At 60.0% G+C, this 18,854-nt stretch carries 17 protein-coding genes; 7 read left to right on the top strand and 10 right to left on the bottom strand.

The window, feature by feature from the left end; genetic code table 11:
* Positions 1-82: 82 nt before the first annotated feature.
* The 3 genes from GS605_RS04355 to GS605_RS04345 all read left to right on the top strand — a co-directional run bounded on the left by GS605_RS04355 (position 83) and on the right by GS605_RS04345 (position 3,794).
* Positions 83-658, top strand: coding sequence for a YSC84-related protein (locus GS605_RS04355; protein ID WP_171723172.1), 576 nt, complete (start codon positions 83-85; stop codon positions 656-658).
* Between the two features lie 168 nt (positions 659-826).
* On the top strand, positions 827-3,289 hold the full coding sequence (locus GS605_RS04350) for a penicillin acylase family protein (protein ID WP_171723171.1): 2,463 nt from the start codon (positions 827-829) through the stop codon (positions 3,287-3,289).
* 109 nt (positions 3,290-3,398) lie between these two features.
* On the top strand, positions 3,399-3,794 hold the full coding sequence (locus GS605_RS04345) for a nuclear transport factor 2 family protein (RefSeq protein WP_171632108.1): 396 nt from the start codon (positions 3,399-3,401) through the stop codon (positions 3,792-3,794).
* A 1-nt stretch (position 3,795) separates the two neighbouring features.
* On the opposite strand, the gene GS605_RS04340 is transcribed toward GS605_RS04345, so the two are convergent.
* The 5 genes from GS605_RS04340 to trkA form a co-directional block, all read right to left on the bottom strand.
* The gene (locus GS605_RS04340; RefSeq protein ID WP_171723170.1) at positions 3,796-4,101 is read right to left on the bottom strand and encodes a putative quinol monooxygenase; all 306 of its coding nucleotides are present in this window, start codon (positions 4,099-4,101) and stop codon (positions 3,796-3,798) included.
* 14 nt (positions 4,102-4,115) lie between these two features.
* Positions 4,116-5,393: a GTPase HflX gene (gene hflX, locus GS605_RS04335; RefSeq protein WP_171723169.1), complete on the bottom strand. Its 1,278-nt coding sequence runs from the start codon at positions 5,391-5,393 to the stop codon at positions 4,116-4,118.
* Positions 5,393-5,632, bottom strand: a complete 240-nt coding sequence (gene hfq, locus GS605_RS04330; RefSeq protein ID WP_005982826.1) for an RNA chaperone Hfq — start codon at positions 5,630-5,632, stop codon at positions 5,393-5,395. The genes hflX and hfq overlap by 1 nt, the downstream gene beginning before the upstream one ends.
* A gap of 132 nt (positions 5,633-5,764) precedes the next feature.
* Entirely contained in the window at positions 5,765-7,303 is a 1,539-nt protein-coding gene (locus GS605_RS04325) for a TrkH family potassium uptake protein (protein WP_171723168.1), read from the bottom strand.
* Positions 7,303-8,679, bottom strand: coding sequence for a Trk system potassium transporter TrkA (trkA, locus tag GS605_RS04320; protein ID WP_152458149.1), 1,377 nt, complete (start codon positions 8,677-8,679; stop codon positions 7,303-7,305). The genes GS605_RS04325 and trkA overlap by 1 nt, the downstream gene beginning before the upstream one ends.
* A 96-nt stretch (positions 8,680-8,775) precedes the next feature.
* Between trkA and GS605_RS04315 the strand changes: the two genes are divergently transcribed.
* Positions 8,776-9,255 (top strand): hypothetical protein, encoded by a 480-nt coding sequence (locus tag GS605_RS04315; RefSeq protein ID WP_171632096.1) that lies wholly within the window; start codon positions 8,776-8,778, stop codon positions 9,253-9,255.
* An 18-nt stretch (positions 9,256-9,273) separates the two neighbouring features.
* Here GS605_RS04315 and GS605_RS04310 read toward each other — a convergent pair whose 3' ends face one another.
* The 5 genes from GS605_RS04310 to dusB form a co-directional block, all read right to left on the bottom strand.
* The gene (locus tag GS605_RS04310; RefSeq protein WP_171723167.1) at positions 9,274-10,683 is read right to left on the bottom strand and encodes a sigma-54 dependent transcriptional regulator; all 1,410 of its coding nucleotides are present in this window, start codon (positions 10,681-10,683) and stop codon (positions 9,274-9,276) included.
* Positions 10,680-12,944, bottom strand: a complete 2,265-nt coding sequence (locus tag GS605_RS04305) for a PAS domain-containing sensor histidine kinase (RefSeq protein WP_171723640.1) — start codon at positions 12,942-12,944, stop codon at positions 10,680-10,682. The genes GS605_RS04310 and GS605_RS04305 overlap by 4 nt, the downstream gene beginning before the upstream one ends.
* Before the next feature lie 123 nt (positions 12,945-13,067).
* The gene (locus GS605_RS04300; protein ID WP_171723166.1) at positions 13,068-14,435 is read right to left on the bottom strand and encodes a response regulator; all 1,368 of its coding nucleotides are present in this window, start codon (positions 14,433-14,435) and stop codon (positions 13,068-13,070) included.
* Positions 14,435-15,523: a nitrogen regulation protein NR(II) gene (locus tag GS605_RS04295; protein ID WP_171723165.1), complete on the bottom strand. Its 1,089-nt coding sequence runs from the start codon at positions 15,521-15,523 to the stop codon at positions 14,435-14,437. The genes GS605_RS04300 and GS605_RS04295 overlap by 1 nt, the downstream gene beginning before the upstream one ends.
* Positions 15,520-16,503: a tRNA dihydrouridine synthase DusB gene (gene dusB / locus GS605_RS04290; RefSeq protein ID WP_256368972.1), complete on the bottom strand. Its 984-nt coding sequence runs from the start codon at positions 16,501-16,503 to the stop codon at positions 15,520-15,522. Before dusB ends, GS605_RS04295 begins: the two co-directional genes overlap by 4 nt.
* A gap of 182 nt (positions 16,504-16,685) precedes the next feature.
* Between dusB and GS605_RS04285 the strand changes: the two genes are divergently transcribed.
* Genes GS605_RS04285 through GS605_RS04275 form a run of 3 tightly spaced genes read left to right on the top strand, consistent with a single transcriptional unit; the run spans position 16,686 to position 18,783 of the window.
* Complete coding sequence (locus tag GS605_RS04285) at positions 16,686-17,816, top strand: bifunctional 2-C-methyl-D-erythritol 4-phosphate cytidylyltransferase/2-C-methyl-D-erythritol 2,4-cyclodiphosphate synthase (RefSeq protein ID WP_171723163.1); 1,131 nt, start codon at positions 16,686-16,688, stop codon at positions 17,814-17,816.
* Entirely contained in the window at positions 17,813-18,310 is a 498-nt protein-coding gene (locus tag GS605_RS04280) for a phosphatidylglycerophosphatase A (RefSeq protein WP_171723162.1), read from the top strand. The genes GS605_RS04285 and GS605_RS04280 overlap by 4 nt, the downstream gene beginning before the upstream one ends.
* Positions 18,307-18,783 carry a CinA family protein gene (locus GS605_RS04275; RefSeq protein WP_171723161.1) on the top strand — a complete coding sequence of 159 codons (477 nt, stop codon included), beginning with the start codon at positions 18,307-18,309 and terminating at the stop codon, positions 18,781-18,783. Before GS605_RS04280 ends, GS605_RS04275 begins: the two co-directional genes overlap by 4 nt.
* The last annotated feature ends 71 nt before the right edge of the window (positions 18,784-18,854 follow it).

Below are 18,854 nucleotides of genomic sequence, written 5' to 3'. Positions count from 1 at the left end.
ACACAACGCCCTAATCGGCGTATCCTTGCCGGCAAGATCGGGATCACCCGACACATCAGGCACAGTTACAGAGAAAAAAACCATGAGCAGTTCCAACTCCCCCCGACTGAACCGTCGCGGCTTTGCCTTGGGCATGGCAGGCCTGTCCCTGACCGCTGCCTGTGGCAACGGCGTCGGCAATTCAAATTCGGCCAACATCGACGCCCGCGTCGATGCCACGCTGACCGAAATGTACAGCCGGTACCCCAACACCGTGGAAATCGCGAATAAAGCCAACGGCATGTTGGTTATGCCCCTGATCACCGACGCCGGATTGATCTTCTTTGGCGGTGCCTATGGCCAAGGCGCGCTGCGCATCAACGGCGCCACGGTCGATTACTATTCTGCAATTTCTGGAACCGCTGGTCTGCAAATCGGTGCGCAGCAATATGCGCATATCCTGTTCTTCATGACCGAAGATGCGCTGAACGATTTCCGCCGTTCCAGCGGATGGACAGCCGGTGCCGATATTGGATATGTGGTTGACGCAACCGGGAATTCCTTGTCCACGGACACGACAACACTGCGTTCGCCGGTGCTGGCGGTGGTCTTCGGCCAGGCCGGTCTTAAATTCGGCGCGACCGTCGAAGGTACGAAATACACCCGCATCATCCCATAACCCGGATTACCACTTCCCCCTCAAACGGCCCCGTCGCAGCGTAAAACTGCGGCGGGGCATTCGTTTTAACCCTTTCCACGCAGGTTCTTGCCGCGTTCCTCTTTCGGTCAGACCCACCATCCTCTAGTCTTTGTCCAACCTTCATCTGAATAAGAATCTGGGGCAGTAATGGGTCTTGTTTTCCGCTGGCTGGTGCGCATCGCGTCGGGTCTGATCATCCTGATCCTCGCCGCCATGGGCCTTGTCTATTTTCTGGCCAGCCAATCCCTGCCGGACTATGACCAAACGCTTGAGGTCGACGGTCTGACCGCCCCGGTCGAGATCGTACGCGACACCGCCAACGTGCCGCATATTCTGGGTCAGACCGATCCCGATGTGTTCTTTGGATTGGGATATGCCCATGCTCAGGACCGACTGTGGCAGATGACCGTCATGCGCCGTACCGCGCAAGGCCGACTGTCCGAGGTGTTTGGCCCGCGCACGCTTCACATCGACAAGCTGCTGCGCAGGTTGGACCTTTACGGGCTGGCCCACCGCTCGGTCGAGGTGCAGGACGATTATACCAAGGCCGCCTTGCGTGCCTATTCCGCCGGGGTCAATGCCCGCCTGACCGAGATCAACGAAGAGGCGCTGGGTCGCGGCGCACCCGAGATGTTCCTGTTCAACGTGCCGGTCTCACCCTGGCAACCGGGTGACAGTATCGCGATGATCAAGCTGATGGCGCTGCAACTGTCAGGCCACCTGACCGATGAAGTTCTGCGTGCGCGCACGTCCCTGATGCTGAACAACCCCGAACGTCTGGCCGATATCCTGCCCGACGTTCCCGGGCCCGGGATCGCGGCGTTGCCGGAATATGCCACCCTGTTCCCAAATCTTCCGAGGTATGCGGCGGGAACGGACATTCCCGACACACCTCTTTCGCCCCTTCCCAAACGTGGTCTGGCCGGAGCTTCAAACGCCTGGACCGCCGCGCCGTCACGTTCTGCAAGTGGCGGAACCCTGTTGGCCAACGACCCTCATTTGGGTTTCACTGCGCCCGGGATTTGGTACCTGGCACATCTCGGATTGGAAAAAGGCGGTGTCATCGGGGCCTCGATCCCCGGTGTGCCCGCCATCATGACCGGACGCAGCGACCGGCTGGGATGGGGGCTTACATCCTCGTATCTTGACGATCAGGACGTACATATCGAGCAACTGAATCCTGACAACCCCGAGGAATACCTGACCCCGACCGGCTTCAAGGAATTCCAGACCCGCCCTTCGATCATCGAGATCAAGGGGGAAGCTCCGGTTACGCTGACCCTGCGCTGGACAGACAATGGGCCAGTGCTGCCGGGCACGGATTACAAGCTGGAAACGATCACGCCGCCGGGCCATGTGGCGTCGCTGTCCTGGACGGCGCTCAGCCCGCGGGACACGTCGATGTCGGCGTCCATGGCGCTGATGAACGCCGACAACGTGGAGCAGGCCATCGCGGTCGGTAAGCAGTTCATCGCGCCTTCTCAGAACCTGTCGCTGGTCGACAGGACGACAATCGGGATGAAGCTGATCGGCGCCATGCCTCGGCGTGATCCGCTAAACCAAAGCCGGGGGCGCATCCCCTCGCCCGGCTGGATCGAGGCCAATCGCTGGCAAGGCCGCCTGCCCTATGCCGGCAACCCGGAATTCGTGGCCCCCGTCGGCGGTGTTCTGGGCAACACGAACAACAAGATCATAGACCGCCCGTTCCCGGATCACGTCTCGTATGAATGGGGCGATACGCAGCGCGTGCATCGCTGGGAACGCCTGATGCAATCGCGCGAGGTGCATACCCGCGACAGCTTTATCGAGGCGCAGCTGGACACGGTCAGCTTTACCGCACGGTCTCTGCTGCCGCTGATCGGTGCCGATCTGTGGTTCACCGGGGCTTCGGCCCCCGAAGGAACGCCGGAGCGCCAGCGCCAGATCGCGCTGTCGCTGCTGGCGGACTGGAACGGTGAGATGAACGAACACCTGCCCGAGCCGTTGATCTATGCGGCCTGGCTGCGTGCGCTGCAAATCCGGCTGATCTCGGACGAGCTTGGGCCTTTGGCCAGTGAATACAAACATGTCGAACCGCTGTTCATCGAACGGGTCTACCGCGACATTGACGGCGCGGGTGTTTGGTGCGACGTGATCCAAAGCGCACCGGTCGAGACATGCACCGAGATGGCACGGCTTGCGCTGGACGACGCGCTGATCTGGATCTCTGAACGATATGGCAGCGCACTTGAATCCCTGCGTTGGGGCGACGCGCATCAGGCAACGCATGATCACCCCGTGCTGGGCTCAGTCCCTATATTGCGTTTTTTTGTGAACATTCGCCAATCGACCAGCGGCGGCGACAACACATTGCTGCGTGGCCGAACATCGGGCGAAGGGCCTGATCCGTTCCAGAATGTGCACGGCGCCGGGTATCGCGGGGTTTATGACTTTGCCGACCCCAATAGCTCGGTCTTCATTACGGCGACCGGGCAATCGGGTCATTTCCTGTCGCGTTACTATGACGATCAGGCGCAGCTGTGGCGGCGTGGCGAATACATACCCATGTCACTCGATCTTGATCTGGCCCGCGCTGCGGCTGTCGGGGTTACCAATCTGATCCCGCGATAATCCGCCTATTCGGCAAGTCCCCGCCCTGTTCGCGGGGGCATCGTGGCACCGACAGCTTTATTCGCCTAACATAACGGCACCGATCATGTGGGACCAAAAGGGGGCGAGTATGGCCAGCATTCGGGATACTCTGAATAACCTCGCGCGAGACTACGCAATAGCGTGGAGCTCGGGTGACCCCGACGCGGTTGCCGGCTTCTTCGCGTCAAACGGGCAGGTCACCATCAACCGGGGCGACCCGATCGAGGGGCGCGTGGCGATCGCCGACATGGCCCGGAGTTTTTACGCGGATTTCCCGGATCTCGAGCTGCGTTGCGACATGATGCGATGGGCCGGATCTCATGCCATATTCGTCTGGACCCGCGAAGGGCACCATTCCGTAACCGGCAATCACGTCATAGCGCGCGGCTGGGAAGAGTGGGAACTGACGTCAGATTACCTTGTACAATCATCATCGGGCTGGTTCGACGCCGATGACCATCAACGGCAGATTGACGGGGCCTGACTCAACGTCCGCAGGATGCGCGTTCTATCCTGTAGTCCCGCGGTATCCCCTGAGTGACCCGCGACCAGTCAGACGCCCGTGTCCGGGCCTGATGTGCATCGAAAGCCTGCTGATCTGCAAATACTTCTGACACGTTGAACCGACCCGGACAGGTCTGATCTTCGATCACGTCAAAGGATACGCAGCCCTGTTCCGCACGGGTCAGTTTCACATGGTCCGGCAACGCCGCGCGCACCTCTTCCAGCCGGTCCACAGGCACATCGATATGGCCGGTCAGGAACACTCTTTGGTCCGGCTTGTCGGACATATCCGGCCCCATCGCTAATTCTTCAGCGCCTCGAACTGAGCCGCCTGTTTATCGGTCCACAATACCGTGATGCGGAAACCGTCATTGGTCTGTTCTTCTGTGCGCACCACATCCTGCCGGAACAACCAGGCCCGCTTGTCCCCGTCCGAGAAAGACAGATCCAACACCGCCTCACGTCGCGCACCTTGCAGATGCATCGCGATCTCGGTCAGTAATGGCGCGATGCCTTCCCCGGTTACAGCCGAAATCGCAAATATCTCAGTATCTCGGTCCGCCCGCGCTAATGTCGCCTCGCGTTCATCAGCGCTCAGCAGATCTATCTTGTTCCAGACCTCAAGCCGGGGCCTCTCTTCGTCGACGCCCAGCGAGGTCAGGATCGCCTCGACATCCTGCGCCTGCGCCTCGGTTTCCTCGTGGCTGATATCACGCACATGGACGATCAGGTCGGCCCCCAGGACTTCTTCCAGCGTCGCCCGGAAAGCCGCCACAAGCTCGGTCGGGAGGTTCGAGATAAAGCCCACCGTGTCCGACAGGATCACTTCGGGGCCGTCGGGCAACTGTACGCGGCGCATGGTCGGATCCAGTGTGGCGAACAGCATGTCCTTGGCCATCACTTCGGCCCCGGTCAGGTGATTGAACAGCGTCGATTTCCCTGCGTTCGTATACCCGACGAGTGCGACGATTGGATAAGGCACCTTGGCCCGGGCGGCCCGGTGCAATGTCCGGGTCTTGACCACCTTCTGCAACTGCCGCCGCAAGCGCACCAGTTGCTCGTCAATGGCGCGGCGGTCGGCTTCGATCTGGGTTTCGCCGGGTCCGCCGACAAATCCCAAACCACCGCGCTGACGTTCAAGGTGAGTCCACGCCCGTACCAGCCGCGTCCGCTGATAGCTGAGCGCGGCCATCTCGACCTGCAACACCCCTTCCCGCGTGCGGGCGCGATCGCTGAAAATCTCAAGGATCAACCCGGTCCGATCGAGGATCTTGACCTTCCAAGCCTTTTCCAGATTGCGCTGCTGCACCGGGGTCACCGGCCCGTCGATCAGAACCAGCTCAACCTCGTTGTCGCGAAAACGCGCACCAAGTTCTTCAATCTTGCCGCTGCCGAATAAATACCCGGCCTGCGCGCGTTGAAGTCGCACGACTTCTGACCCGATCACGTCCAGATCGGGCAATGCGGCAGCCAGTGCCACCGCCTCTTCCAGCGCCGGTTCGGGGACACGGCGCTGTTCGTCTGATTTGATTTCGGGATGCAGCACCCAGGCCCGGGTGCGCGCCCGCTCATGTTCCATCAAGAGGCGTCTTCGCCCTCATACAGGTTGATCGGCTGTGACGGCATGATGGTCGAAATCGCGTGTTTGTAGACCAGCTGCGACTGTCCGTCGCGGCGCAACAATACGCAGAAATTGTCGAACCAGGTGATGACACCCTGCAATTTCACACCGTTGATCAGGAAAATCGTGACCGGAACCTTAGCTTTCCGTACATTGTTCAGGAAGGCATCCTGAAGATTCTGTCTGTCCGAAGCCATATTTTTATAATCTCGCCATTGTTCTTGCTACGCGCTGCGGACCAACGCGCTCCCTCCGGCAGAGTATGGAGTGCTACGCACAGATATTCCAGATGAAAAATCAGGCGTTAGCCGCCGCACGATGTGCCCGGCTCAATCCCGCCAAAGCGACGGGGTGATCAGTGCGATGATCGCCAGCGTTTCCAGACGCCCGATGACCATGGCCGCGCACAGCGTCAGCTTGGCGCTGGCAGAAAGATCGATCAGGCGAATTGGAACGTCCGTGGCCAACTCGATCAACGGCCCCGTCGTGCTGAGCGTGGCCACGCTGAGCACCATGGCCTGTTCGAACCCGGACCCCATCGCCGCAAGCAGAAGGTTGAAGACCGCAAGGGTCAGCGCAAAGAGCATCAGAAAGATCCAGGCGATGAACGCACCATCGCTTTGAATGCGGCGATTGCCCCCCCCTGCACCGCTGACGGATGAGGGATAGATCAGGCGGTCGATCTCTCGTGCGCCATTCAGATACAGCGCGAAGACCCGCAACAGCTTGACCCCTCCGGCTGTCGTCGCGACCCCGCCGCCGATCAATGCCAGCCCCATCAACAGCAAACCGGGCGTTCCCAAACCCGACAGTTGCTGTGCGTCGTTCCAGTTCGCGCTTTCGAAACCGGCCGTCGTCAGGAAAGCCAGAACGGTGAACAGCATCCCCCAGATGACCTGCAAGGCCTGCAATGGTTCCATTTGACCACCGATTTCCGTCACGCCCGCAACAACCCGGAAGAACAACAGGATTGCGACGCCCAGGACAATCATCAGACCAATACGAAACTCGGGGTCCGTATCCAGACGGGAATAGCCTGTTGTCGCGGTATCCTTCGAAAAAGTCAGACGCGAGAGAGCAAAGAACAGGAACAGAAACAGGATGGCTTCGCCCGTAAACCCGGCCTGCGCCCCTTCCATGCCCCCGACCGGAGAGATGCCGGACGTGGCCATCACTGCCATCGCATGGCACACCGCCGTCAGACCGACCTCACCGGCGATCAACAGAAGAACCCAGATCACGGTCGTCAGCCCGACATAGACTGGCGTCAGGGTCCTGGCGACACGGATCAGACGGCCACGCGGGTCCACGCGTTCGCTCTGCGCCACCCCTGACACCGGGCGCCCCGGCTGGCCTTTGGCAGTGACCTCGAACCCGCCAAGCGACAGCGGCGCAAGGATAGCCGCAGCGGCGATCCACATCAGCAGGCCGCCCATCCAACCGACCATGGCGCGCCACAAATGCAACGGGGCCGTCAGGCGGGCCGGATCCGGAAACAGGTCCGCCCCCGTGGTCGTCAGAGAGCTGACCATATCGAAATAGGCGTTCAGAAAGGTGGTCGTACCAAGCGCGTCGTGAAATGGGATCGCAAGAAATATGGGCAGCAGCGTGAAACAGGCCAGCATCACCGCCAGCTGCCCCAACGTGCCGCGCCGGGGTATGCGGTTGGAGGACGCCATCGCGATGGTGGCTACCAGAAACAAGCCGAGAATCCCGGAATACAGAAAGGATCGTGACGTGTCGTGATCGTCCAGAGCCAACGCATAGATCGCCGGAATCCACATGGTCAGGGATGCAATGCCCCAGATCAGCAGGAACAACGGCAACCGCCGCAACAATCCAACCTGTTGTGTCCCTGCATGCGCCATCAAAAGAAATCGATTGAAACCTGCATCAGGCGTTCAACCTCTGGCACGTCCTTGGCCATGGCAAAGATTGCGACCACATCTTTTTCATCGATCCGCAGGCTGCCTGTCGGTCGCAGAACCTCGTCTCCCTTGCGGACCGCGCCCACAAGCACCCCCTCGGGAAAGTCGATATCGCGCAGACGTTGCCCGGCCATAGGCGAGGTTGACAGAACCTCGGCCTCGATCACTTCGGCCTCGGCGTCCCCTATGGAATAGACCTGACGCACCCGTCCATGCCGGATGTGCCGCAGGATCGAGCTGACGGTCGTGGCCCGCGGATTGATATAAGCATCGATCCCCAAAGGCCCCATCAGGGCCACCATGCTGGGGTCGTTGATCAATGCAATCGCCAGAGCGCACCCTTCGGCCTTGGCACGCACCGCAGCCAGCATGTTCGTACGGTCGTCATCCGTAACTGCCAGCATCGCATCGGCCCGTTCGATCCCCGCCTCGCTCAGCAACCCGGCATCCAGCCCGTCGCCATGCAGCACGATCGTCCGTTCCAGAGCTTCGGCGGCGAGTTCAGCGCAATGGCGGTCGCGCTCGATGATCTTGGCCCGCACGCGGCTTTCGCGTTCTTCCAGCGTTCTGGCCACTTCCAGCCCGACATTTCCGCCGCCCACGATCACCACGCGATCCTGCCGCTTCTGCGCCTTGCCGAACACCTCCATGGTGCGATCCACGTCCTTGACGTTGGTGAAGACATAGCATTCATCGCCCACGAACAGCTGATCCTCGGATTCGGGAGCGAACAGCGTGCCTTCGCGCCGCACCCCAACCACGATGGAACTGAGGGTCGAGAACAGATCCGTCAGCTGCCGCAACGGTGTATTCACGATCGGGCAATCCTCTTCCACCCGCACCCCAAGCAGCTGCGCCTTACCGTCCATGAAAATCTCGGTGTCAAAGGCGGATGGGGCGGACAGGCGGCGCATGGCGGCGGCGGCAACTTCCCGTTCGGGGCTGATCACCACATCAATCGGCAGATGATCACGACGGTACAGATCCGAGTGGATCGCCTCGAGATAGGATTTCGACCGCAGGCGCGCGATCTTGCGCTGGATCGAAAAGACCGAGTGCGCCATCTGGCAGGTGACCATGTTCACCTCATCCGAATGGGTGGCGGCAATGATCATGTCAGCGTCACGGGCCCCTGCCCGTTCCAGCACGTCCGGATAACTTGCAAACCCGGCGATCCCCTGCACATCAAGCGTTTCAGTCGCCCGCCTTACAAGGTCGGGATTGTTGTCCACGACGGTAACATCGTTCAGCTCGCCCGAAAGATGCCGCGCGATCTGCCAGCCGACCTGACCCGCACCGCAAATAATGACCTTCATGCTTCTGGCCCTTCTGCCTGAAAGGATTGAATGACAGATGCCCCCAGAGCGGTCAATTGAATTGTCATCGCAGCCCGGCTGCGGCATGATAAGCATATGAAAACGCTGTTTCCTATGCTGTTACCTTTGATGGTGCTGTCTTCTTGCGGACCACTTTCGCTGTACTACCGCGAAGGTGAAACCGTATCGCGCCTGCAAAAAGAGACAACTCAGTGCCAGCTGAAGGCGGTCAAGGAAGTGCCGGTAGCCAATCAGATCCGCCAAAGCCCGCCAACCTATTGGCCTGGGCGCACATATTGCGATGGCAGGGGTCGTTGCTATCAATCACCCGGCTGGTGGCAGCCCGGCCGTGTTTATACCGTGGATGTGAATCAGGGCCTGCGCAACACGGTCGAAGCGCAATGCATGGCACAGAAAGGGTTTCGACCCGTAAGCCTGCCGCCGTGCAAACAGAACGTGAAGTCACGCGTGCCCGCAACGCGAACAACCACTTTGCCACCGCTCAACAGCGCGTCGTGCTTTGTAAAATTCGATGACGGCTCATTTCAGATCATAACGCCTGGCCAGGCCGGCTGAGGCCGTGCGACCGGCAGATTATTCTGCCGGTTCGGGTTCATCGATTTGCGCCACGCGCGCACCGGATTTGTTCGAAGTCACCACGCCCAGCGATTTCAACTTCCGATGCAGGGCGCTGCGTTCCATGCCTACAAAGCTGGCCGTGCGGCTGATATTGCCGCCAAACCGGTTGATCTGTGTCAGCAGATACTCTCGCTCGAACGCCTCGCGGGCTTCGCGCAACGGCAAGGTGGCCAGTGCGCCAGACAACACGACACGACCTGAATCTTCTGCCTTTTCTTCCTCGTTGGGCAACTCACGCGCCTCAATCGGGCCGGAGCCATCGCCAAGGATCAGAACCCGCTCGATCAGGTTTTTGAGCTGGCGCACGTTGCCGGGCCACGTCATCGTCTGCAGCAGCGCGACAGCCTCTTCCGACAATTCCCTGATCGGCAAACCCTGAGTTTCGTTGCACATCTCAATAAAGTGCTGCGCCAGAACCGGGATATCTTCACGCCGATCTTCCAGTGACGGCACGGCAATCGGGACGACGTTCAGACGGTGGTACAGCTCTTCCCGGAACCGTTCAGCCGCGATTTCTTCGTCAAGATCCTTGCTTGTTGACGAGATCACGCGAAGGTCCACGCGCACCTTGTCACTGCCACCGACACGCTGGAACTGCTGATCCACCAGCACCCGCAGGATTTTTGACTGTGTCCCAAGGGGCATGTCGGCGACTTCGTCAAAATAGATCACGCCTCCATGCGCCTCTTCCAGCAAACCCGATTCCACGCCGCGTTCCGCCGATTCCCGGCCAAACAGCACCTCTTCCACACGTTCGGGTTCGATCCCGGCGCAGTTTACCGTGACAAATGGCGCGTTGGCGCGATTGGAGTGGGCATGGATATACCGTGCTGCGATCTCTTTGCCGGACCCAGCTGGGCCGCTGAGCATCACGCGGCCATTCGACTTGGTCACCTTGTCCAAGTGCCCCTGCATGGCGCGGAACGCGGCGGATTTGCCGATCATGTCGGAATTGTTGACTTCTTTCCGCTTCAGAGACGCATTCTCGCGACGCAGGCGAGAGGTCTCCATCGCGCGGCGGATCACCACCATCAACTGGTCTATGTTGAACGGCTTTTCGATAAAATCATAGGCGCCCTGCTTGATTGCGGCGACGGCAATTTCAATGTTGCCGTGGCCGGAAATGATCACCACCGGCACATCCGGGTTGTCGCGTTTCACCGCTTTCAGGATATCGATGCCATCCATTCGGCTGTCTTTCAGCCAGATATCCAGGATCAACAACCCCGGCGGTTCAGAGTTGATCGACGCCATGCACTCGTCCGAGTTGGCCGCCAGCCGGGTTGAATAGCCTTCGTCCTCCAGAATGTCGGACACCAGCTCGCGAATATCGCGCTCATCATCTACGATCAGAATGTCACTCATCTTTGGCCTGCTTTCAGTTTGTTGGTTCTAATTGCCTGCTTCTGTGGCGCTGCCGCTTGGGACCCAGTAACCCCCGGCAATCGGATCACGGCCATCGCGCCAAAATGGTCCTGTCCGTCAAATACGGGCGCATCCTCGAGGGTCAGCGCGCCGCCATGCTCTTCAATGATCTTCTTGACGATGGGCAGGCCCAGCCCGGTCCCTTCGTCACGTGTCGTTACATAGGGCTCAAACAGCCGTGCCCGATCCTCGGGCAGGCCGATCCCGTTGTCTGCAATGGTTATGACCGTACCCGCATCATCACTGGTGACCGCCACTTTGATCTGGGGCTGAAGGTTGTCGAGCGCCCCTTTTTCCTTAAGGGTTGCAATGGCTTCCCCGGCATTCTTGATGAGGTTGGTAAGCGCCTGGTTCAGCATGGTTGCATCCACATCGGCCATGATGGGCTGTTGCGGCAGATCGGCATCAATCTGCACATCCGGCTGCCCGGCCTGTTGCAGCAGCACAGCCTCGTGCACCAGATCAACAAGGTTTTCTTCCCTGCGTTCAGGTTCAGGCATCCGTGCAAATTTCGAGAATTCATCCACGATGCGACGCAGGTCGTTGGTCTGCCGCACAATCACGTTCGTCATCGAATCCAGGCTGCTGCTGTCTTCGTCGTCCAGTTTGCGCGAGAACTTGCGCTTGATCCGTTCCGCGCTCAGCTGGATCGGGGTCAGAGGGTTCTTGATCTCATGCGCGATGCGGCGGGCCACGTCACCCCAGGCCGCCATCCGTTGGGCGCTGACCAGATCGGTGACGTCATCGAAGGCAACCACATAACCTTCCAGGCCGCCATCTTCTCCGCGACGGATGGCCATGCGGACCAACAGGTTCTCAAGCCGTCCCTTGCGGGTCACTTTGATTTCGCCCTGAACGGCCTCTTGCCCGCTGTCTTTCAAACTTTCGAACAGGGGCAGAAATTCCGGCACCGCAATGCCGATGGCCAGATGCTGCTCGCCCCCGGTCCAATCCAGCAACCGCTCGGCCGAACGGTTCACGAATGTAATGCATCCTTCCGGGTCCACTCCAACGACACCCGAAGTGACCGAACTGAGCACCGAATCGAACAGACGGCGCCGGCTTTCAATTTGCCGCGTGTTCTCCAACAGCGTATCGCGCTGTCCTTTCAACTGCCGGGTCATCTGGTTGAAATACCGGCCCAGCATCGCGATTTCGTCGTCGCTGGCCTCTTCAATCACCTGGACGCTCAGATCACCGGCCCCAACCCGCTGCGCCGCGGTGGTCAACCGCCCCACGGGACGCGACAACCGCTCGGCAAACCACATCCCCAGGGACATAGCCGCAAGGATCAGGATCAACGCAAAGCCCAGATACAACAGGCCGAACTCGAACAGCACCCTGCCCCGTTCGCTTTCCAGTTGCTGATAGAACTGTGCCGTTTCCTTGGTATCGTCCAGCAGCGTCAACAACTGCCCATCCACCTCGCGGCTGACATAGAGATAGCGATCCAGATAAGCCTTCAGAGGGACCAGCGCCCGGAACTCATTGTTGGGCCAGTCGGCGATGATCAGCAGGCCCTTGTCGGTGGCTTCTGCAATCTGCTCGGGGGTTGGGGCTTCGTAGTTGAACAGGTAGGATCGGTCCCCGCGCGATTTGATTTCGCCACCACCGTCGATGACATAGGCTTCGCGCAGCCCCCGTTGAATCTGAGCCTGCCCCTGCGCCAAAACTTCGCGCAGTTCCGCGTCGGAGATGTAGAAATCCAGCGATCGCGCATTATCCAGATATCGCGCAAGAACAGACGCGTCTTGCGTCAACCCCCGACGGTGTTCCTGTTCATACGCTTCTGCTGCCGTCAGCGAAGATCCCACAACCTGACGCACGCGGTCGGAAAACCAGCCCTCAAGGCCGATATTGACGGTCAATCCGGCAAAAATCGCCACGGTCACGGTTGGAACCAGCGCCAGCAGAGTAAACGCCCCGATCAGGCGCAAATGCAGGCGCGAACCCGCCGACTTGGCCCGACGTGCGGCAATCAAGCTGCCAACCTGCCCAAGCACAAGTGCAGCAACAACCAGAACGTATACGAGATCGGCCAACAGAATCAGCCGCAAAGTCGGTGCCGTGGCGCCAAGATCGAAAGGACCGATAACAAGGTAAGTGGCCAGCGCCAGAACAGGCCCCATGAGAACCAGGCCAAACGTGCCAAAATTGCGCAGTTTCCGTGATTTACGCCATCGACTGATCGATGGGATCATCCCGCTCTGTGCTCGGGTTGCCACTGTCTGCCCTCATCCTGATGTGCCGCTTGCGCGGCTTACCGCCATATATCGTGATCTTTTCCCAACAGATGCCGGGATGCCACGGTTTGTGTGGCGATATTACATCAGTTTGCGTCGACGTGTCACCTGAATATCGAGATCCGTAATCTTTTTTCGCAACGTATTTCGGTTGATTCCCAGCAAATCGGCACATTTCGCCTGATTTCCGCCAGTTGCATCCAGCGCGATTTCGATCAGCGGGGCCTCAACTTCCCGTAAAATGCGCTGATACAGGCCCGGGGGCGGCAAAATGTTGCCGTGCAGGTCAAAATACCTTCGTAAATGCCGCTCGACCGAAGTCGAAAGCTTTTCGCGTTCGCCGCCGCTCAGGACCGGTTCCGCCTCTGGCTGGCTGCCCAGCACCATTTCCACTTCGGCTTTGGTGATTTCATCGGCCCGGCTGGTCAGACCCAACCGGCGCACGGCATTTTCCAGTTGCCGCACGTTCCCGGGCCAGGAATAGCGCCGCACCAGTTCCACCGCCTCGGGGCTGAGCCAGCGTTTGGTGCCGTTTTCCCGCTCTTCCCGAGCCAGAAAGTGCTCGGCCAGCAGCGGAATGTCATCCACCCTTTCACGCAGTGATGGAACGTGGATCGTCGCCCCGCACAAACGATAATAAAGGTCCTGACGGATGCGCCCGTTCTCCATCCCTTCGGTCAGGTCTGATTGGCTGGTGGCCATGAAACGGGGAACGTGATCGCCCGGAGTATCCATCATGCGGACGATGCGCGCCTGAACCTCATCTTCGATATCTGCGATTTCGTCTATCAACAGCGTGCCGCCGCGAACCCGCGCCATCACACGGGCCGGGCCTTCCAGATCGCGCAGTTCGGCAGCGGTGACAGTGACAAAGGGCAAGGTTCGACGGTCGGAAAAATCGTGAATGGCCCGCGCTATCAGTGACTTGCCCGTGCCGCTTTCACCGGAAATCATGACCGAGAGGTCCGTGTTCATCACCCGGGCGACCAACCGGTACAGAGCCTGCATCACTGGTGTTCGCCCGACCAGTGGCAGTTCTTCGGGGCGCTCGCTTGTGCCCACGGCCGGCTCTGGCTGGGCGCGTTGCTTCTGATCCAGCGCCCGCGCCGTCCGTTTCATCAGATCCGGCAGGTCGAAGGGTTTTGGCAGATAGTCGTACGCATCCGCCTCTGTCGCCTGAATCGCCGTCATGATGGTGTTTTGTGCGGAAATCACGATCACCGGCAAACCGGGGCGGTCTTCGGCAATCTTCGGCAGCATCTCAAGACCGTTTCCATCGGGCATGACCACGTCGGAAATCACCACGTCGCCTTTTCCCTCGCCGACCCAGCGCATCAACGTGGTCAGTGATGAGGTCGCATGCACCTTGCACCCGGCACGCGTCAGGGCCTGTGTCAGAACAGTGCGGATCGTGCGATCGTCGTCCGCGACCAGTACGGTGCCATCCATCAGGTGCTCTCCTTCTTGTCCTCGATTGCGTCTCGCGGCGCGCGGCGCAGCGACAGTTTGAATACCGTTCGCCCGGGCACGGATTCGGCCGAAATCCAGCCGTCATGGTCCGAGATTATCTTGCTGACCAGCGCCAGCCCCAGGCCGGTGCCGTTTTCCTTGCCGGATACGAAGGGATCAAAAATATCGCCGCGGATGTCTTCTGGCAGGCCCGGACCATCATCGATTATCTCGATCTGCAAGGGCAGCGAATGCCCTGACCCGTCACTGCGACGCAACCGGAAGGAATGTTCGAAATAGGTCCGCAGGCGGATCGTTCCGCCCTGCGGTCCTGCCGCTTCGGACGCATTCCTGAGCAGATTCAGGATCACCTGCAGAATCTGATCCGGGTCTCCGTAAGCCAGCGGCAGCGACGGGTCATAGTCTTCGACGATCATCATGTCAGCGCCAAATCCCAACAATGCCGACCGTCTTGCGCGATCCAGCACATCGTGGATGTTGACTGGCTTGAAGTCAGGTTTCTGAAGGTTCCCGAATTGCTCGACCTGTTCCAGCAACTTCACGATCCGGCGGCTTTCGGCAACAATAAGATCCGTTAGTTCAAGATCTTGCGGCGGTATATTCATGCTGAGCAACTGCGCCGCACCAGTGATCCCGGCCAGCGGGTTCTTGATCTCGTGCGCCAGCATTTCCGCCATGCCGATGGCGGATTGTGCCGCGGATTTGACCGTATTCCCCCGCGTCATCCGACCTGCCAGTTCACGAGGCGAGATGATCATGATCATGGAGCCCGGATGCCCGACCAAAGGTGCAATCTGCAACGCGCATTGCAGCGGCGCCCGGCTACCCGACCCCACATCCACATCATTCACGAACAATGGCGTGCCCTGCCAGCGGGCGCGCTCGAACGCCTCTTCCAACGGCGCGTCCACGGCGATCTGATCCCACACCGGATGGCCGATCACCGATTTGCGCGACGCATTCAGAAACCCCTCACCCGCAGCATTCACATCGGATATCCGATCCTGTTCATCAATAATGAACGCCGGAACCGGCAGCGAGTTCCAGATGCTGGCATCGGAATTCATGCCGCCACCTCGTCCGTGTCGCTGAGTGCATCCGCCAACAGGCGCAGAACTTCCGCCGGATCACGTGACGTCAGCACAGCCCGACGCAAGGGCGCGGGCGTTGCGGCGTCGTCCATGTACCATCCCAGATGCTTGCGGGCGACACGCAAACCCAGATCGGCGCCGTAGAAATCCAGCATCGACTGATAATGCGCGCAAACCATATCAACCAGATCATGACCGGTCGGAATCTCGGGCGCCTCGGCCCCGTACAGGTCGTGACAGATTTGCGCCAACACCCAAGGCTTGCCCTGGGCGCCACGACCGACCATCACCCCATCCGCGCCGGATTGGCGCAACGCGGATCGGGCGGCGTCAGTGTTCACGATATCTCCGTTCGCGATGACCGGGATCGATACGGCCTCTTTCACCGCCCGGATTGCCCGCCAATCGGCGTGACCCTTGTAGAACTGACAGCGTGTGCGGCCATGGATCGTGACCATCTGAATACCCGCGTCCTGAGCGCGGCGTGCCACGTCGGGCGCGTTCAACAGAGTGTCGTCCCATCCCAGCCGGGTTTTCAGCGTCACCGGCAGATCGACCGCGCCCACCACGGCCTCGATCAGTGCCAGCGCGTGATCCGGTGTTTTCAGAAGGGCCGAGCCGGAATAACCGTTTGTTACCTTCTTGGCGGGGCACCCCATGTTGATGTCGATCACCCGCGCGCCACGGTCGGCCACCTGACGGGCCGCCTCGGCCATCCAATGGGCCTCACGCCCGGCCAGTTGCACGGCGGTGTTTTCCACATCCGCGGACAGTTCCGCCCGTTCCCGCACACCGGGCTTGGCCTGCACCATCTCTTGACTGGCGACCATTTCACTGACGACCATACCCGCACCGAAACGCATCACCAGATCGCGAAACGGGCGGTCGGTGATTCCGGCCATGGGGGCCAGCAAAACAGGCGGTGTTATTTCTTTGTCGGCAAGGTGCAGTGTCAACGTGCTTAATCCTTGGGCAGTTGTGGATTTGATATCGTTTTCTGCGCATATGAACAACAAATCGGCACGCAGCAAGCCCGCAAAATCATCATTTGCCTAATTATTGATCACATGACCATGGGTGATTGCCTCTGCATTCACCGCCGCCTAAACAATGCCCATCACGAGGAGAGCGCGCACATATGACAACTGCCGCCATCATAGTTGCCGCCGGTCGCGGGTCGCGCGCCGGGGGTGGCGTGCCAAAGCAATGGCGCAGCCTTGCGGGCCGGCGGGTGGCCGATTGGACGATCGAGCGCTTTCGCGGACAGGTGGATCACATTGTTCTGGTGTTGTCCGACGAAGACAGCGTCGCATGGGAAGAATTCCGTGAAACCGACCTGATCCTGGCTTCGGGCGGAACGGATCGCGCGGGATCGGTGCGCAATGGATTGGCTGCACTGGCCGGCCGGAACGTACAGCGCGTTTTGATCCATGACGTTGCAAGGCCTTGCGTCACACCCCGCATCATCACCGACGTTCTGAAAGCCCTGGAAACATGTCCGGCGGCGGCGCCCGGGCTGGCGGTGACGGATGCGCTGTGGGTTGGGCATGAACAGGCCGTGACCGGCACGCAGGATCGCAGAAACCTGTTCGCCGCGCAAACTCCGCAGGGGTTTCACTATGACGCGATCATCGCCGCCCACGCCGCCCATCCGGGCGAAGCTGCGGACGATGTCGAAGTGGCCCGCGCCGCCGGACTTGATGTCTGCATCGTACCGGGCGACGCGGACAATCTGAAGATCACCCGACCCGAGGATTTTGCCCGGGCGGAACGCATAATGGGAACGGAAATGGATGTAAGGCTGGGCAACGGGTACGATGTGCACCGTTTTGGCGATGGGGATCATGTGATCCTTTGCGGTGTGAAAGTGCCGCATGACCGCGGACTGCAAGGCCATTCGGATGCCGATGTCGGAATGCACGCGGTCACCGATGCGATCTATGGCGCTCTGGCACAGGGCGATATCGGGCAGCATTTCCCGCCTTCGGACCCGCAATGGAAAGGCGCCGCCAGCGAGATTTTCCTGCGCCACGCGGTCGAGCTGGCAGGGCAGATGGGATACCGCATCTCGAATGTCGATTGCACGCTGGTCTGCGAATATCCAAAGATTGGCCCGCACGCAGTGGCCATGCGAGAAAAGATGTCTGAAATCATAGGCCTGCGTGCAGATCAGGTTTCAGTCAAGGCGACAACGTCCGAGCGTCTGGGCTTCACCGGCCGCAGCGAAGGCATCGCCTCGCTCGCCACAGCCTGTCTGGTGAAAGCATGAACGCGGCACAGATGATCGGGACTGTCGGCGGCGTCGGCCATTTGCGCCCTGCCCCGGGCACCTGGGGATCGCTGGTGGCCCTGCCGATGGCCTGGGTATTGCACATGCTGGGTGGTTTCCCGTTGCTGGCCCTCGCAACGGTTGCGGTTTTTGTCGGCGGCCTCTGGGCCACACGCGTGATGACCGAAGGTCAGGATGACCACGACCCATCCGAAATCGTCATTGATGAGGTCGCAGGCCAGTTCATCGCGCTTTGGGCAATTTCCTATCCGTCCTGGGCGCATGGAATCGACATTACCGCGCTCTGGCCCGGCTGGGTTGCCGGGTTCATCCTTTTTCGTCTGTTCGACATCACCAAACCCGGCCCTGTCGGCTGGGCCGATCGGCGTGGCGATCCGATGGGCGTGATGCTGGATGACGTGATTGCAGGTATATTTGCAGCCATCGGAGTGATGGTTCTGGCAGGTATCGCACACGGAGTTCTGGGGCTATGAACGTGACAGACCTGCTGGACTGCGCCAAGGCGCAGGGCGTGATGATCGCCACCGCCGAAAGCTGCACCGGCGGCATGGTCGCTGCGGCCCTGACCGATATTCCCGGCAGCTCTGCCGTCGTGGATCGGGGTTTCGTCACCTACACCAACGAGGCCAAACAGGACATGCTGGGCGTTCAGGCCGAAACGCTGAACGCGCACGGTGCGGTTTCCGAACAGGTGGCCCGCGAAATGGCAGAAGGTGCGCTGCGCAATTCACTGGCGCAACTTGCCGTCGCGATCACCGGTATTGCCGGGCCGGGCGGGTCCGAATTCAAACCTGAAGGGCGTGTGTGTTTCGGGTTGGCCGCCGAGGGGCGGCCGACGCATGTGGAAACCGTCGAATTCGGCGCACCCGGTCGCGATGCCGTGCGTCGCGCGGCGCGTGACCACGCCTTGGCCCTGCTGTATACGGCCCTTTCCGCAGGTGCCTAATCTTTCAGCACCTGACCAATAGAACCGCTGCTTTTAAAGTCAGTTGAAAAAAGGCCGCCAAAACAGGCGCT

Origin of the sequence: Ruegeria sp. HKCCD7559, assembly GCF_013110575.1 — a bacterium.
In the GTDB taxonomy this organism is placed as follows: Bacteria; Pseudomonadota; Alphaproteobacteria; order Rhodobacterales; family Rhodobacteraceae; genus Ruegeria.
The sequence above is the reverse complement of the archived record's forward strand: the minus strand, read 5'-3'. Positions and strand labels throughout refer to the sequence as shown.